Origin of the sequence: Bradyrhizobium sp. 26S5 (assembly GCF_036923295.1) — a bacterium.
In the GTDB taxonomy this organism is placed as follows: Bacteria; Pseudomonadota; Alphaproteobacteria; order Rhizobiales; family Xanthobacteraceae; genus Bradyrhizobium; species Bradyrhizobium septentrionale.
The window spans coordinates 3,876,529-3,892,485 of record NZ_CP145948.1; the positions used below are offsets into that span (position 1 = coordinate 3,876,529).

Consider the following 15,957-nt stretch of genomic DNA (forward strand, 5'->3'; position numbering starts at 1 on the left):
TCAACTTAAGTAGCCCGGCCTCTGCAAGGAGGCCGGGTTTTTTGCGTCTGGCGTTCGGCAAGGGGATGCTCCATGCTCGCGCCCGAAGCCTCGACACGAAGGCGGCGCATGATCGGTCACCGGTCATGACGGCAAAAAAAGAAAACTGGCGCGACGATCGCAAGCAGTCGACGCTCGGACAACACAATCATACAGGGCAGGATTCATTCAAATGAAGCGCAGGGATTTCATCAAGGTCACGGGTCTGGGCGTCGCTGGTGCCGCAACCGTCGCGGCGCCGGCCATCGCGCAGTCGATGCCGGAGCTCAAGTGGCGGCTGACGACGAGCTGGCCGAAGTCGCTCGACACGTTGCACGGCGGCGCCGAGCTAATGGCGAAGGCGGTGGGTGAAGCCACCGACAACAAATTCCAGATCCAGACCTTTGCCGCCGGCGAGATCGTGCCGGGCCTGCAGGTGCTCGACGCCGTGCAGAACGGCACTGTCGAGATGGGGCACACCGCGCCCTATTATTATTACGGCAAGGACGCGACCTTCACCTTCGGCTCCTCGGTGCCGTTCGGACCCAACATGCGCCTCAACCAGGCCTGGTACATGATCGGCGGCGGCAAGGAGCTGCTCAACGAGTTCTACAAGAGCTACAACGTCACCTCCCTGCTGGCCGGCAATACCGGCTGCCAGATGGGCGGCTGGTTCCGCAAGGAGATCACCAGCGTCGACGATCTCAAGGGCCTCAAATTCCGCATCGGCGGCTTTGCCGGAAAGGTGATGCAGAAGCTCGGCGCGGTGCCGCAGCAGCTTGCCGGCGGCGACATCTATCCGGCGCTGGAAAAAGGCACCATCGATGCAGCCGAGTGGGTCGGTCCCTACGACGACGAGAAGCTCGGCTTCCACAAGGTTGCGCCGAACTATTACTTCCCCGGCTGGTGGGAAGGCGGCCCGATGCTGGTGGCGATGATCAACCTCGACAAATGGAATGCGCTGCCGAAGCACTATCAGTTCGTGCTCGAGCAGGCCGGCCATCTCGCCAACAACTGGATGATGGCGCGTTACGACCAGGCCAACCCGATCGCGCTGAAGAAGCTGCTCGCGGTCGGCACCAAGCTGCGCCCGTTCCCGCCTACGGTGATGGAAGCCTCCTTCAAGGCCGCCAAGGAGCTGCATTCCGAGGTCTCGGCGACCAACGCCAACTTTAAGAAGGTCTATGACTCGCTGACGTCGTTCTCCAACAACGGCTATCAATGGTTCCAGGTCGCCGAAGTCGGCTACGACAATTTCATGGCGCGCCACTCGCAGGTGTGACCGCGGCTCGGCATGATGACGACAGCAAGCCCCGAAGCCATCGCTTCGGGGCTTAGCTTATTCAACGGTCAGTTCTTCGACGCGACGCGGCTTTCGAACACGCAGGCGCGCCAGTCGCTGGTCGCGCAATCGGTCGGCCAGCCGCCGCCGAGCGCCATGAACAGCGCCGCGGTGTCGGACAGCCGCGTCGCCACCGCCTGCACGCGGGTGATCGCGGCATTCAAATAGACCTGCTGCGCGTTCAGCACATTGACCTGATTGACCTGGCCGAGCCCGAGCTGCTTCTGCACGATGTCGAGGCTGGCCTTGGCGGCATCCTCCGCCTTGATCGCGGCCTGCACGGCACGGGCGTCAGCCTGCAGGCTGCGCAGCGCGTCGGCGACGTTCTGGAACGCCGTGATGACGGCCTGGCGGTACTGCGCGTTGGCCTGCTCAAGCGCGGCCTCCGCCGCCTTCTGCTTGTGGTACAGCGTCAATCCGTCGAACACGGTCTGGGTCGCGCTGCCGGCAACCGTGTAGAACAGCGTTCCCGGCGTGAACAGCTGGGCGGCGTTGAAGGCGGTCGAGCCGGGGTTGGCGGAGATGGTGAAGCTCGGCAGCCTTGCTGCGATCGCGGCACCAACCAGCGCGCTTGCCGAATGCAGATTGGCCTCGGCCGCCCGCACGTCGGGGCGCTGCGCCACCAGCGTGCTTGGCAGGCTCACCGGCAGATTGCCCGGCAGCGCGAGGCGCTGCAGATCGAATTTCTGCAGGATCTCATCGGCGGAGAATTGCCCGGCCAGCGCCGTGAGCAAATCGCGCTGGATCGCGAGCTGCTTCTGCAGCGGCGGCAAGGTCTCCTCGGACTGCGCCAGCGCCGCCTGCTGCGCCAGCACGTCGACCTGCGCCGCCTGGCCGGCATTGAACTGGTTCTGCAGAATGCCGAGGATGTCGCGCTCGACCTTGATGATGTGCTCGGTGGCGGCGATCTGGCCGCGCAGCGAGGCCTCCTGGATCGCCGCCGTCACCACATTGGAGGTGAGCGTCAGATAGGCCGCCTCGAGCTGGAACTGAGCCTGCTCGGTGAGCGCGTCGAGGCTCTCGACGTTACGCATGTTCTCGCCCCACACGTCGGGCACGAAACTGATATTGAGCTGCGCGGTGTACAGCGTGTAGCGGGCCTGCGCCGTGTTGCCGGGCCCCGACACGGCGTTGGAGACGAGCTGGTCGGACGGGGTGAAGTTTGCACCGACTTGCGGAAAGTACAGGCCGCGCTGCGCCAGCGCGTTGAAGTTCGCCAGCCTGATCGCGGCCTCCGCGGCCTGCAGCGACGGATTGCGCTCGACCGACATGCGGATCAGCTGGTTGAGCGGTGCGGAGCGGAACGCGGCCCACCAGCGCGTCGGCATGTCGGCGCCGTTGACGAAGCGTTGCCCGGCCACGCGCGGTCCGGCCGGATCGGATGGCGGCGATTTCAGCTTCTCCGGCGTGTAGCCGGCGACGGTGGGGGCGGGCGGCGACGAGAAATTGGGGCCGACCGCGCAGCTTGCAAGCATGAGGGCGCCGGCGGCCGCGGCCAGCCCGCGCATCGCGGGAGCGGCATGACGCGGCGTGCTGGTGCTTAAATCGTCCATGGCAGGCCCCCTAATGCGCGGCTTCAGGCGGCGCCGCGGCAGGCGTCTCGCTGGGCGCGGCGGCACGTTCGCGCGACAGGAAGATCTTGCGCAGCGCGGGTGCTACGATCAGGAGCAGCAGCGGGCCGATGAACATGCCGCCGACCACCACGGTTGCGAGCGGCCGCTGCACCTGGCTGCCGATGCCATGCGACAGCGCGGCCGGGAACAGGCCGACGCCCGCTGACAGCGCGGTCATCAGCATCGGGCGCATGCGCTGCTCGGCGCCGTTGAACACCGCCTCCGCAATGCTCTGGCCCGACGCGCGCAGCTCGCGGAAATAGGTGATGTTGAGAATGCCGTCCATGACCGCGACGCCGAACAGCGAGATGAAGCCGATCGCAGCCGAGATCGAGAAGTCGAGCCCGGCGAGGTACAGCGCGATCAGGCCGCCGCCGACCGCGAAGGGAATGCCGGCCAGCGCCAGCAGGCTGTCGCGCAGCGAATTGAACAGGCTGTAGAGCAGCACGAAGATCAGAAGCAGCGTGACCGGCACCACGATCATCAGCCGTGCCTTGGCGGCTTCGAGATTGTCGAACTCACCGGACCAGATCATCCGGTAGCCGGTGGGCAACGGCACCGCCTCGGCGATCTTCGCCTGCGCCTCCGCCACCGTGCTGCCGAGATCGCGGCCGCGGACGCTGAACTTGATCGGGATGTAGCGCTGGCTGCGTTCGCGATAGATGAACAGCGCGCCGGTATCGAGCGAGATGTCGGCAAGCTCGCTCAGGGGGATATAGGCGTTGGTGCCCGACGGAGTGGCATAGGCGACCTTGATGTCGCGCACCGCGTCGATGCTCCTGCGGAATTTCGGATCGAGCCGCACCACGACGCCGAACTGCCGGTCGCCCTCCAGCACCGTCGTCGCATTGGCGCCGCCGAGCGCGGCCTGCACCACGGTGGTGACGTCGCCGGTGTTGAGGCCGTAGCGCGCGGTCTTTTCCCGGTTGACCCGGATGTTGAGATTGGGCTGGCCGACCAGATGGAAAATGCCGAGATCGGCGACGCCGCGGATTTTCGCCATCTCCTGCGCCACCTTGGTCGCGAGCCCTTCGAGCACGTCGAGATTGGGGCCGATGATCTTGATCGAGTTCGCGCCCTTCACGCCGGAGAGCGCCTCCTCGATGTTGTCCTGGATGTACTGCGAGAAGTTGAAGGTGACGCCGGGCATCTCCTCGTCGAATTCCTTTTGCAGCTCCTCGGTGAGCTTCTCCTTGGTCAGACCCGGCGGCCACTGGTCGAACGGCTTGATCGGCGCGAATAGCTCGACATTGGAGAAGGGCGAGGCGTCGCTGCCATTGTCGGGGCGGCCATGCTGCGACACCACGGTGATGATCTCGGGGTGGCGCAGCAGGATCTCGCGCATCTTGCGGGTCGGGTCGGTGCCGGCCTCGTGCGAGATGGTCGGCGGCATCGAGGCGCGGATCCAGAAATTGCCTTCCTCGAGCGCGGGCAGGAATTCGCTGCCGAGCCGGCTCGCCGCCAGCGCGCTGAGGCCGAGGAACACGATCCCGGCCGCAACCGCGATCTTCAGATTGGCCTGCGACCAGCGCAGCACCGGCGTGTAGCTCTTGCGCAGCCAGCGCACGATGATGGTTTCGGTTTCCTCGATATGCCGCGGCAGCAGCAGCGACGCCAGCACCGGCGTCACCGTGAAGGTCGCCAGCAGCGCGCCGGCCAGCGCATAGCCATAGGTGCGCGCCATCGGGCCGAAGATCTGGCCCTCGACGCCCTGCATGGTGAACAGCGGCACGAAGGCGGTCACCGTGATGGCCGCGGTGAAGAACACCGCCTTGTCGACCTGCAGCGCGCTGACGAAGATCATGCGCAGCCGCTCGGTCCAGCCCGGCGCGGGCCCGCCATGCTGCGTCGTCGGGTCGCTCCCCCAATAGCCTTCGGCGAGGTTCTGCAGCACGCGCAGCCGGTTCTCGGGGCTGGACTGGAAGTTGCGGAAGATGTTCTCCATCATGATGACGGCGGAATCGACGATGATGCCGAAATCGACCGCGCCGAGCGACAGCAGATTGGCGTCCTCGCCCCGCAGCACCAGGATGATGATGGCAAAGAACAGCGCGAACGGGATGTTGGCGCTGACGATCAGCGCGCTTCTGAGGTCGCCGAGGAAGACCCACTGGATGACGAACACCAGGAGACAGCCGAACAGCAGATTGTGCAGCACCGTGTGGGTCGTCACGCTGACCAGCGAAGAGCGATCGTAATAGGGCACGATCTTGACGCCGGGGGGCAGGGTGCCATCGCCGTTGATGCTGGCGACCTCTTCCTCGACCCTGGGGATGATGTCGTTGGTGTGCTGGGTGCGTCCCATCACCACGATCGCGGCGGCGACGTCGTCATGGCCGTCCTTGCCGGCAATGCCCAGCCGCGGCACATAGCCGATCGACACCTTGGCGACGTCCTTGATCTGGATCGGCAGTCCGTTCGACTGGGTCAGGACGATGTTCTCGATGTCCTGGACCCTGTAGCCCTTGGTGACGTCGTCATCGCCGCCGGAATTGATCAGGCCGATGCCGCGGATGTTGACGGATTGCTGGCCGATCGCGATCTCGCGGCCGCCGACATTGACGTTGGAATTGCCGAGCGCAGCGATCAGCTGCGGCACGGTGATGTTGTAGGCCTCGAGCTTGGCGAGATCGGCGTCGACATTGAACTGCTTGGTGGTGCCGCCCCAGGAGTTGATCTGCACCACACCCGGAAGCGTCATCAGCCGGCGGGCAACGACATAGTCCTGCAAGGTCCGCAAATTGGTCAGGCCGAAATTCGGCGGCCCGACGAGCTGGTAGCGGTAGATCTCGCCGACCAGGCTCGATTGCTGGATCTGCGGGACCTGACTGCCGGGCAGCTGGACGTTCTGCGTGAGGCTGTTGGTGGCCTGGGTCAGCGCGAAATAATAGTCGACGCCATATTTGAAGGTGACCCGCACGAAGGACAGGCCGTAGAACGAGGTCGAGCGGATGTTGACGACACCGGGCGTCGAGTACAACCCGACCTCCATCGGGATCGTGTAGTACTTCTCCATTTCCTCGGCGGACAGCCCGGCGGCCTGCGCCGTGATCTCGATGATCACAGGCGCCGGGTTCGGATAGGCCTCGATGTTCAGCTTGGCGAACGCCGCGAACCCGGCGGCGCAGAACACGATGAGGCCAAGCACGATGACGGCGCTTCGGGTCAGGCCGAACTGGAGGAGGCTCTTGATCAAGGTGCTGCACTTCCTCTTGGGGTGACGAGCGCGCGCTCAGCGTCGCATCCGGCGTGCTATCCGGTGGCCGCATTAGCGAACTTGTTGCTGAGGAAGATCGCGCCTGACGACGCGACCTTTTCGACCGCACCGAGGCCGCTGAGGATCTGCCGCCAGCCGTCCTGCTCCATGCCGATCGTCACGGTGCGGCGGTCGAATTTGCGGCCGTCGGTCGTGACCCACACCGTCATCGTTCCGTCGCCCTCGCGCACGATCGCGTCCGAGGGCACGCTGACCGACAGTTTCGGCGGCTCGGTTTCAATGGTGAAGCTCGCCAGCATGCCGGCGCGCAGCTTGTGCTGGGGATCGTCGATCACCGAGCGCACCAGCTGACGGTGCGAGGTCGGATCGATGTTGAGGCCGAGCGTCGTCACGCGGCCGCGAAACACCTCGTTCGGATAGGCGGGCAGGCGGACCTCGACCGATTGGCCGATCCGATACGAGGGGGCATCGGTCTCGATCACATTGGCGACCATCCACATCGTCGAGATGTCGGCCAGCGAGTAGGGCGCCGGGGCATTGCCGGGCTGCACGTAGAGCCCCGGCGCGGCGTTGCGCGCGATGATCCGCCCGGAGATCGGGCTCGGAACAACCAGGATGGAATCGACCTTGCGGTCGGCGACGATGCGGTCGATCTCGGCGTCGGTCTTGCCGAAGATGCGTACCGCGTCGCGCGCGGCCTTGTAATTGCCTTCGGCGGTCTGCTGATCCGATGTCGCCTGGTCGACGTCCTTCTGCGCACCGCCGCCGGTCTTCAGCAACTGCCTGACCCGCGCTAGCGTCCTGATCTGCAGCTCGAGCACGCCGGACGAGGCGAGCAGCGACGATTCCGCCTGCAGCAGGTCGGGGCTGTCGATCGTGAACAGCGTGTCGCCCTTGGCAACCTCGTCACCGACATTGAGCGGCGTGTCGACGATCCTGCCGGGGTTCGGCGTGAAGGCCTGCACCAGCATGTTCTGGTTGAAGTCGATCGAGCCGACCGCGTTCTTCAGTGTCCGGAACGAACGTTGCTCCGCCGCCAGGACCTTGAGCGAGGCGGCCTGCTTGTCGCTCAGCGCGACATATTGCTGCTCGACGTTGACATCCTGCGGCGCGGTCTCCTGCGCTGCCACCCTCTGCGCAGCCATTCTCTGTGCAGCCTTGGCGCTCACGACGCCGTCGGCGCGCGTCATCAGCCACGCGCCGGCGAGCAGCACGGCCAGCACCGGCATCGCCCAAAGCCCATATGCTTCATTCGAAATGACATCGTCCGCCCGGCCAATTCTGCTTGAAAAGCGTCGCGCGAGGATCGAGGTCCTGCCGCATATTGGGCAGTCGTCGAGCTCTCGGCGAGAAGGAGCAATCTGTTATCAGGGCTTGCTGACGCCAGCCTTACGCTGGCCGGCCCATTCATGCGGGGTGGGCGCGGATTTTGATTGCAGCCGGTAGGCGTTTATCTATTTTCACGTCATGGCCGGTGGGACCGGCCATAGCGAAAACATAGCGCGGGTCGCGTAATCGAGGCGTTGTGCTCAAATGCGTGTCGTTTGCATATCGTGATTGCCCAAGGTGATTGCCCAAGGTGCGATCCGTCGCGCTGTTCGTCTCCTGGCTGGCGTATCGCGACAAGATGTGCAAACGGAAGACATCGAATGAAGACAGGACTGCTGCGATGCGCCTTCTGATCGTCGAGGACAATGTCGAGCTCTCAAGACTTCTCGCCAGCGGATTGATGGCGGCGGGATATGAATCCGATGTCGTCAACAGCGTTGCCGAGGCGCGTGATGCGCTGCGCAGCGTCACCTATGCCGCCATGATCCTCGATCTCGGGCTGCCCGACGGCGACGGCCTGTCGGTGCTGTCGGAGCTTCGCCGCAAGACCGACCCGCTGCCGGTGCTGGTGCTGACCGCGCGCAACGGCCTGCAGGATCGGGTCAACGGCCTGCGCAGCGGCGCGGACGACTATCTGGCGAAACCGTTCGCGCTGGAAGAGCTGGTGGCACGGCTCGAAGCCATCCTGCGCCGGCCCGGCCAGCTGCTCGGCTCGTCGCTGAAGCTCGCCAATCTTGTCTACGACACCGAGAGCAAGCAGGTGTTCGTCGACGGTGCGCCGCACGTGTTCTCGGCGCGTGAGACGTCGGTGCTGGAGATCCTGCTGCGGCGGCAGGGTCGGGTGGTGCCGAAGAAGAACGTCGAGGACCACATCTTCGGGCTGTCGGGCGAGGTGGCCTCGAACGCGGTCGAGGTCTATGTGTCGCGCCTGCGCAAGCTGCTCGCCGAGCACCACGCCAGGATCATCATCCACACCATTCGCGGCGTCGGCTATCTGATGGCGGAGGAGAAGTAGCGGTGTTCCGCTTCAAGTCGCTGACCTCGCGGATCGTGTTCCTGCACATCGTGGCGGTTGCGGTCGCCGCGATCTTCCTGCCGCTCTTGCTGCTATGGCTGTTGAATACGGAGATCAACCATCTGCATCGCGAGGCAATGCGCGATCAGGCCGCCGATCTCGGCCAAAACCTCTCCGTCGATTCCAGCGGCAAGGTATCGCTGAACCTGCCTGATAGCCTGAGGGGGCTCTATTCCGACGCCTATGGCCGCTACCGCTACGACATCTACGATGCGGACGGCCACGTGCTGTTTTCGTCACATCGCGAGGCGCCGCCACTGCCGGCCTCGGTCGACCGGATCTCCGGTGCCAGCGTCACCAGGCTGCTCGGCGGCCAGACGCTGCGGATCCAGGTCGCCGAGGACCTGTCGCATCGCGACGTCATCATCGATGACATCGTCACCAACTTCTTCCGGCGGGTAGGCTGGATCACCATCCCGATCCTGCTGATCCTGCTTGCCGCCGATATCCTGATCTTTCGCCGCGCGATTGTCCCGCTGTTGCGCGCCTCGGAGGAGGCCAGGAGCATCGGGCCGGCCAGGACCGATATCCGCCTGCCGACCGAGGGGATTCCGAGCGAGATCCTGCCGCTGGTGACCGCCGTCAACCAGGCCTTCGACCGGCTGGAGGACGGCTTTCACGTGCAGCGCCAGTTCACCGCCGACGCCGCGCATCAGCTTCGCACCCCGCTCGCGATCCTCAGGACCCGGATCGAAACGCTGGACGCAGCCAAGGGGACCAGCGAGCTGCATGCCGACATCGAGAGCATGAGCCGGATCGTCAACCAGCTGCTCGAGATCGCCGAGCTCGATACGCTGGTGCTGGATCCCGGCGAGACTGCGGACCTGCGCGCGGTGTGCGCCGAGGTGGTCGGCTCGATCGCGCCCTACGCGCTGGCGCAGCAGAAGGACATCGCGCTGCGCGGCACCGACAGTCCGGTCCGGGTTAGGGGCAATGCCGAGATGCTGCAGCGGGCGATCTTCAATCTGGCGGAGAACGCCATCAAGTACACCGCCGATGCGACCTCGGTCGATGTCGAGGTGCACGAAGACGGCTCGGTGCAGGTGCGCGACTGCGGACCGGGGATTGCGCCCGCCGAGCAGGGCCTGATCTTCCAGCGCTTCTGGCGCAGCGATCGGCAGCGCACCGACGGCGCGGGGCTCGGGCTGTCGATCGTGCGCGGCGTCGTCGACGATCACGATGCGACGGTGAGGGTGGAGAACCTGCCGGCTGGCGGTGCCCAGTTCACGCTGCGCTTCCGCCTAGCCGAGGCTGAGCCGGCGTCGTGAGACGGCCTGCGGTTGAACAGAGGGTTTTGAGCGAAGTGGTGATGCACCCGAAAGCGGACGTCTCACGCTTCAAGCTGTAGCCTTCAACCGCTGTGGCCAGCTTGGGCCACCAGCCAATCGCCGACGACTGACTCGATCGCTGTTTGGTAGGCCGGATGCCGCGCCGGCGTCAGATCCCATGCCCGCGGAGCCTTGAAGCTCGTTGCCTGGTCGGCGGCATCAGTCAGGTAGTGATCCAAGTGGTCGATGATCCTGAGCTCGCCGCGGCCGGGGTGGACGCTGTTGACGTTCTGCAGAATCGCCCGGCTGTCCGCTTCACCGGTGATAAAATCCGCGTTTCCGTAAACCACCAGCACGGGTAGGTCGAGCGGCGCCCACAACGCCGGCAGGTTGAGAGCGGCGACCTGGCGCAGGTAAGCGTCCGAAGCCGGGTACTTGATCATCGCCGCAGCGGCCGGCCGCTCAGCCAGCAGCGCCGCGCGTGGCTGGCCCTCGATCAGGAGGCGATGCATCGCCCATTCCTTGAGCGCCATGCGGTCGGCCACCGCGGCGGGCGCCAGCCCTTCCAGTTGCAATTGCCGGCGCACATTGACGAGTTCGTACTCGAACCACGTCGTGCCCACGCCTTGCATGACGACGATGCCACGCACCGGGTCGCGTGCCGCGGCCATCGGCGCTTCCACGCTGCCGATGCTGTGGCCCAGAATGAAGACCCGCTCGGGATCGACCTCCGGCCGCTGCTTGAGCATCCGCAGGCCGGCGACGTAACCGGCGAGCTCGCCCTCGAGATCCACTTCCTTGGCCGGCGGCCCTTCGCTGTCGCCGACGCCGCTCTTCTCACCCCTGAGGGTGACGAACCCGCGGCGGGTGAGGGCGGTGAGCAGGCGCCGGTAGGGCTCGGCGACGTCGTGATCGGGATCGAAGGAATAGTCGACGCTGTAGCTGCCGATGCCGCCGATCAGCAGCACCGCCGGTCGCCGACCGGCAGCAGGCGCCTGCGGCGTGGTCATGATCGTGCGCCGAAGTCCGGTCGGCGTTGTGACGGCGTCATAGGTGAAATCGACGCCGGAGGCAGTCTCGAACGGTACAGCGCCGAGCGTGATCGCCAGTGTGAGCGGTTGGCCCGCGCGGCGCAGCTCGACGCGGATGGTGTCGCCGGCGCGGTGCGCCCGCACCTCGCGCAAGAACTCGTCAACTGCGGCGAGCGGCGTGCCGTCCACCGACACCACGACATCACCGGAGACGACGCCGGCTTGAGCGGCCGGCGAGCCGGCGATGACGCGCGCGGCCAGCACGCCAGGCCCGATCGAGCCGGTTCCTGCCGGCAGCGGCGTGGCCGTAATGCCGAGCAGTCCGCGACGCCCGAGATCGAGCGCCGACCCCGGGGTCGCCAGGATGACCAAGAGCAGGATCGAGCAAAGCAGTCCGATCAGGTGCTTGTACATCACACCGACCTCCCCAGAAGCGGTTTGCGGTGCGCCAGCTTAGGGACAGTGCGCAGTCGTCGCAATCACTGCGGCTGCCATTTCGGGCCCTGCGCAAACGCCCTGCAGTAAGCCTGCCGGTCTATTTCACCTTGCCGTCGGACAGGTCCATGATCATGCGGGCGGTCAGGTACAGACGCGGCACGATGCTGTTGATCTGCACGTACTCCGCATCGTTGGAGTGGGCGCCGAAGCCGGACAGGCCCATGCCTTCCACCACGGCCCCATTGGTCTTGAGAGCGGCAAACGCAGCGTCGGTGCCGCCGCCGGTAGCCCTTTCGGCCACGTTCAGTGACATGCCCAGCTCCTGATAGATCGTCTTGCCGTGGCTTGCCACGCGGCGCGAGGCATCATTGGCTTCGAGCGGCGGGCGACGCACCTCGAATTTCACGTCCACCTTGGAGTCGGCCAGTAGGCGGTTCTTGATCTTGTCCTGCAGCGCCTTCTCGAGCTCGTCGAAATCCGCAACCTTGAGCGCGCGCGCATCGGCCTGGGCGGTGGCTTCAGCGGGGATCACGTTGCGGTTGGTGCCGGACTTGGAAACCGTCCAGTTCAGCTTCAGGCCCTGCTCCGGCTTGGAGAGGTCCTTCATCTGCAGCACCTGGTGTGACAGCTCATAGAGCGCATTGACGCCGCCTTCGGGCCTGGCGCCCGCATGCGACGATCTACCCTGCACCGTCAGGTAGGCCGAGCCGATGCCGCTGGTGGCGAGGCGGAGCGTGCCGCTGGCGTCGCTGCCTTCGAACGAGAACACGGCATCCTGCTCCGCGGCAACGCGGGTGATGGTGCTGCGCCAGCCGGGCGAACTGATTTCCTCGTCGCCGTTGATGAGCACGGTGAGGGTGCCGTAGTCCTTGAAGTTGAGCTTCTGCAGCAGCGCCACGGCATGGAGGATGGTGGCGATGCCCTGCTTGTCGTCGGCGATGCCGAGCCCATAGGCCTTGTCGCCATCGATGCGGAAGGGTTGGTCCTTCAGCATGCCCTTGAGATACACCGTGTCCATGTGCGCGATCAGCATGATCTTCGCGCTGCCGGTGCCGGTGAATACGGCCTGCACGGCCGGGCCGATCTTCTCGGGCGTGTCGTCCAGCCGGTAGATGTCGGTGGTTTGCAGGATCTCCACCGCGCCGCCGATCTGCTTGAGCTGGCCGGCGATGCGCTCGGCGATCTGGTTGAGCCCCTCGATGTCCTTGCTGCCGGATTCGATCTGCACGAGGTCGCGCAGGGTGTCGAGGAGCGGCTGCTGCTCCTGCTGTGCCAGCGCGCGAAGGTCGGCCTCCGGCGCCGCATGCGCCACGGGCGCGGCAACGGCCAGGCCGAGCGACATGATCAGTGGGCGAACGAACGAGCGGGCGGGACGCAATTGGGGCATGGGCGGGGATCTGCGCGTTCGAGGACGATCGGTATCCGGTGTCTTCACAGGCCTCACGGCCGCCGTCAACAGTCGCGGCGTGCCTTGCTGCCGCAAGGCACGCCGAAAGCGCTGAAGCCCGCGACTGCTTCGGCTGGCCCGAGATCCTACAGCTCTGTTCTCACCTTCCAGAGCTCCGGGAACAGCACGACCTCGAGCATCCTGCGCAGATAGGAGACGCCGGAGGTGCCGCCGGTACCTTGCTTCAGGCCGATGATCCGCTCGACCGTGGTGACGTGGTTGAAGCGCCAGCGGCGGAAATAATCCTCGAAATCGACCAGTTTCTCCGCGAGTTCGTAGAACATCCAGTAGGTTCCGGGAGATGCGTAGATCGTCTTCCAGGCGGCCAGAACCTTGTCATTTTCGCTCCGCGTCGCGCGCCAATCGGTGCGATGCGCATCCTCGCCGATATCGAAGCCATTGCGTCCGAGCAGAAGCAAGGCCTCGTCGTAGAGGCTGGGTGCGGCAAGAATCTCCTCCAGCCTCGCGACGATGTCGCCGCGATGGTCATGCGGGCGCAGCATCGCCAGGTTGCGGTTGCCGGCCAGGAATTCGATCGCCCGGTACTGGTATGACTGGAAGCCGGAGGATTGTCCGAGCCGGTCGCGAAACTTGGTGTATTCGCTCGGCGTCATCGTCCGCAACACGTCCCAGGCATTGTTGAGTTGTTCGAAGATCCGCGCCATGCGCGATAGCATCTTGAAGGCGGACTGAAGCTGATCCTGGCGAATGGCACTGATCGCCGAGCAGATTTCGTGTATCGCAAGCTTCATCCAGAGCTCGGACGTTTGGTGCTGGATGATGAACAGCAGTTCGTCATGCGCGCTCGAGAGCGGCTTCTGGGCTCCCAGCACAAGTTCCAGATTCAGATAGTCGCTGTAAGACATGCGTCCCGCAAACGACATCTGGGCGCCTTCCCGGGAGGGGTCGTAGGGTTTGTCGGTCATGTCATCAGGGCCCTTTTGCGATATTCGGCGGTGTCCCACCGTCGGTTGGCGATGACGTCAGCGATCACGTCGACCGCGGCGCGAACCTCCGTTTCCCCGATGTAAAGCGGCGTGAAGCCGAAGCGTATCGCGTCCGGCGCCCGGAAATCGCCGATCACGCCGCGCGCGATCAGTGCCTGCATGATCGCGTACCCATTGTCGTGACGGAACGAGACCTGGCTGCCGCGTTTGCTTCCGTCGCGCGGTGAGGCCAGCTTCAGCTCCTGGCAGCGCGCCTCCACTTCGCGGATGAAGAGATCGGCGAGCACGATCGACGCCTGACGCACGTCGTTCATGCTGACGCCGTCCCAGACATCGAGCGCGGCGTCCAGCGCGGCCATCGCAATCACCGGCGGCGTTCCGACCCGCATCCGCTCGATCCCCGAGCCGGGCCGGTAGTCGAGATCGAACGCAAACGGCGACTGATGTCCCATCCATCCCGACAGCGCCGGCCGTGCGTTCTCGGCATGCTGAGGCGCCACGTAGATGAAGGCCGGCGCGCCGGGACCGGCATTGAGATATTTGTAGGTGCAGCCAACCGCGAAATCCGCTTTCGCGCCCAGCACGTCAACCGGGATCGCGCCCGCGGAATGTGCCAGATCCCAGATCGTGATGGCGCCGGCGCTGTGCGCCTTCTGCGTCAGCGCGGCCATGTCGTGAAGCCGGCCGGTGCGGTAGTCGACCTCGGTCAGCATCGTCGCAGCGATCGTGTCGTCGATGGCGGCTTCGACGTCCTCAGGCGCGACGACCTTGAGCGTATATCCCCGGTCGAGCGTCCTGAGCAGACCTTCGGCCATGTAGAGATCGGACGGAAAGTTTCCGTTGTCGGTCAACACCGTGCGCCGCGACGGGTTGAGCTCGAGCGCCGAAGCCAGCGCCTGGTAGATCTTGATCGAGAGCGTGTCGCCGACCACCACCGTGCCCTCCGGCGCACCAATCAAGCGGCCGATGCGGTCGCCGATCCGGCGCGGCTGGACCATCCAGCCGGCGCTGTTCCAGCCTCCGATCAGTTGCTTTCCCCATTCCTCCGATATCATGCGGTGGACGCGTTCCGAGACCGCAACGGGCAACGGGCCGAGCGAATTGCCGTCCAGGTAGATCACGCCATCCGGCAGGCTGAACAGCGATTGCGTTCGTTTGAAATCGGTCATCCGTTTTCCTCACGCGCAACGGCAAATTCTGCCATGCGAGCCATTTACTTCAAGCCTAAAATTTATAGGCATGAAATATATTCCCGCTGTGCCTCGGGCCTCCATGCTATTAGATTCCGTCAACCTGCGTCGTATTTATCGGCGCTGACCCGCAGGTCCCCGAACGGACATCGGTCCATGATTTTCCATCAGGTTTCCGACTGGAATGATGCCTATGCCAACGCCGCCAACATCCCCGGCGGCGAACGCTGGCCGGGGGCGTGGGTGCAGCCGGCCGAGGCCTATCGTGATGAACTCCAGGGCACCGCCCGCGCCAGGCTCGACATCAGCTATGGCGAGAACGCACGGAACCGGTTTGACCTGTTCCTCCCGCAAGGTTCGCCCCAGGGCCTGGTCGTGTTTGTCCATGGTGGCTTCTGGCGCGCGCTCGACAAGAGCTACTGGTCGAACCTGGCGCGCGGCTCCGTCGACAGCGGCTATGCGGTGGCGATGCCGTCCTACACGCTGTGCCCTGCTGTTCGCATCGCGGACATCACGCGTGAGGTCGGCGCCGCGGTCGAGCGGGCCGCCTCGATGGTCGAGGGGCCGCTATTTCTGACAGGCCACTCCGCGGGCGGCCACCTGGTCACGCGCATGATCTCGGCGACGTCGCCGCTGCCGGATCAGGTGCGGGCGCGCATACAACACACGCTCTCGATTTCCGGCCTCCATGACTTGCGGCCGCTCATGAAGACCGCCATGACCGCCGATCTCAGGATTGATGAGGCGGAAGCATGGGCCGAAAGCCCGGCATTGCTGCAGCCATTGCCCGAGGCACGGGTGACCTGCTGGGTCGGCGGAGCGGAGCGTCCGGAGTTCATCCGTCAGAATGCCCTGCTGGCCAACATCTGGACCGGCCTCGGGGCGCGGACCTGCATCATCGAGGAACCCGGCCGGCATCATTTCGACGTCATTGACGGTCTTGCCGATCACCGTCATCCGATGGTCCGGGCGCTGTTGTCTGCCACCTAAGCGTTTTCGAGCGAAGTGGACGCCGGTTCGCGTGAAGAAAACGCGTCAAAAC

The 15,957-nt window shown here is 65.0% G+C and carries 12 protein-coding genes; 5 read left to right on the forward strand and 7 right to left on the reverse strand.

What is annotated here, in order from left to right; translation table 11 throughout:
- Positions 1-41: 41 nt before the first annotated feature.
- Together V5279_RS17745 and V5279_RS17750 are read left to right on the forward strand one after the other, a co-directional pair.
- Positions 42-215: a hypothetical protein gene (locus tag V5279_RS17745; RefSeq protein ID WP_166294618.1), complete on the forward strand. Its 174-nt coding sequence runs from the start codon at positions 42-44 to the stop codon at positions 213-215.
- Entirely contained in the window at positions 212-1,300 is a 1,089-nt protein-coding gene (locus tag V5279_RS17750) for a TRAP transporter substrate-binding protein (RefSeq protein WP_029078526.1), read from the forward strand. Before V5279_RS17745 ends, V5279_RS17750 begins: the two co-directional genes overlap by 4 nt.
- Positions 1,301-1,368: 68 nt before the next feature.
- Here V5279_RS17750 and V5279_RS17755 read toward each other — a convergent pair whose 3' ends face one another.
- The 3 genes from V5279_RS17755 to V5279_RS17765 are packed head-to-tail and all read right to left on the reverse strand — an operon-like array spanning position 1,369 to position 7,419.
- Positions 1,369-2,913, reverse strand: coding sequence for an efflux transporter outer membrane subunit (locus tag V5279_RS17755; RefSeq protein WP_414645934.1), 1,545 nt, complete (start codon positions 2,911-2,913; stop codon positions 1,369-1,371).
- Between the two features lie 10 nt (positions 2,914-2,923).
- Positions 2,924-6,169: a CusA/CzcA family heavy metal efflux RND transporter gene (locus tag V5279_RS17760; RefSeq protein WP_338699483.1), complete on the reverse strand. Its 3,246-nt coding sequence runs from the start codon at positions 6,167-6,169 to the stop codon at positions 2,924-2,926.
- A gap of 56 nt (positions 6,170-6,225) precedes the next feature.
- A complete protein-coding gene (locus V5279_RS17765; protein WP_338699485.1) occupies positions 6,226-7,419 on the reverse strand; it encodes an efflux RND transporter periplasmic adaptor subunit in 1,194 nt (397 codons plus the stop codon).
- A gap of 440 nt (positions 7,420-7,859) precedes the next feature.
- Here V5279_RS17765 and V5279_RS17770 point away from each other — a divergent pair, with 440 nt between their 5' ends.
- Complete coding sequence (locus V5279_RS17770; RefSeq protein WP_338699488.1) at positions 7,860-8,534, forward strand: response regulator transcription factor; 675 nt, start codon at positions 7,860-7,862, stop codon at positions 8,532-8,534.
- A 2-nt stretch (positions 8,535-8,536) separates the two neighbouring features.
- Positions 8,537-9,862 carry a sensor histidine kinase gene (locus V5279_RS17775; protein ID WP_338699490.1) on the forward strand — a complete coding sequence of 442 codons (1,326 nt, stop codon included), beginning with the start codon at positions 8,537-8,539 and terminating at the stop codon, positions 9,860-9,862.
- Positions 9,863-9,945: 83 nt separating this feature from the next.
- On the opposite strand, the gene V5279_RS17780 is transcribed toward V5279_RS17775, so the two are convergent.
- The 4 genes from V5279_RS17780 to kynU form a co-directional block, all read right to left on the reverse strand.
- Positions 9,946-11,307 (reverse strand): PDZ domain-containing protein, encoded by a 1,362-nt coding sequence (locus V5279_RS17780; protein ID WP_338699492.1) that lies wholly within the window; start codon positions 11,305-11,307, stop codon positions 9,946-9,948.
- Positions 11,308-11,428: 121 nt separating this feature from the next.
- A complete protein-coding gene (locus tag V5279_RS17785) occupies positions 11,429-12,718 on the reverse strand; it encodes a M20/M25/M40 family metallo-hydrolase (protein ID WP_338701254.1) in 1,290 nt (429 codons plus the stop codon).
- Positions 12,719-12,864: 146 nt separating this feature from the next.
- Complete coding sequence (kynA, locus tag V5279_RS17790; protein ID WP_338699494.1) at positions 12,865-13,704, reverse strand: tryptophan 2,3-dioxygenase; 840 nt, start codon at positions 13,702-13,704, stop codon at positions 12,865-12,867.
- A complete protein-coding gene (gene kynU / locus V5279_RS17795; protein ID WP_338699496.1) occupies positions 13,701-14,894 on the reverse strand; it encodes a kynureninase in 1,194 nt (397 codons plus the stop codon). Before kynU ends, kynA begins: the two co-directional genes overlap by 4 nt.
- Positions 14,895-15,071: 177 nt before the next feature.
- Between kynU and V5279_RS17800 the strand changes: the two genes are divergently transcribed.
- The gene (locus V5279_RS17800) at positions 15,072-15,905 is read left to right on the forward strand and encodes an alpha/beta hydrolase (protein WP_166294635.1); all 834 of its coding nucleotides are present in this window, start codon (positions 15,072-15,074) and stop codon (positions 15,903-15,905) included.
- Positions 15,906-15,957 lie beyond the last annotated feature (52 nt).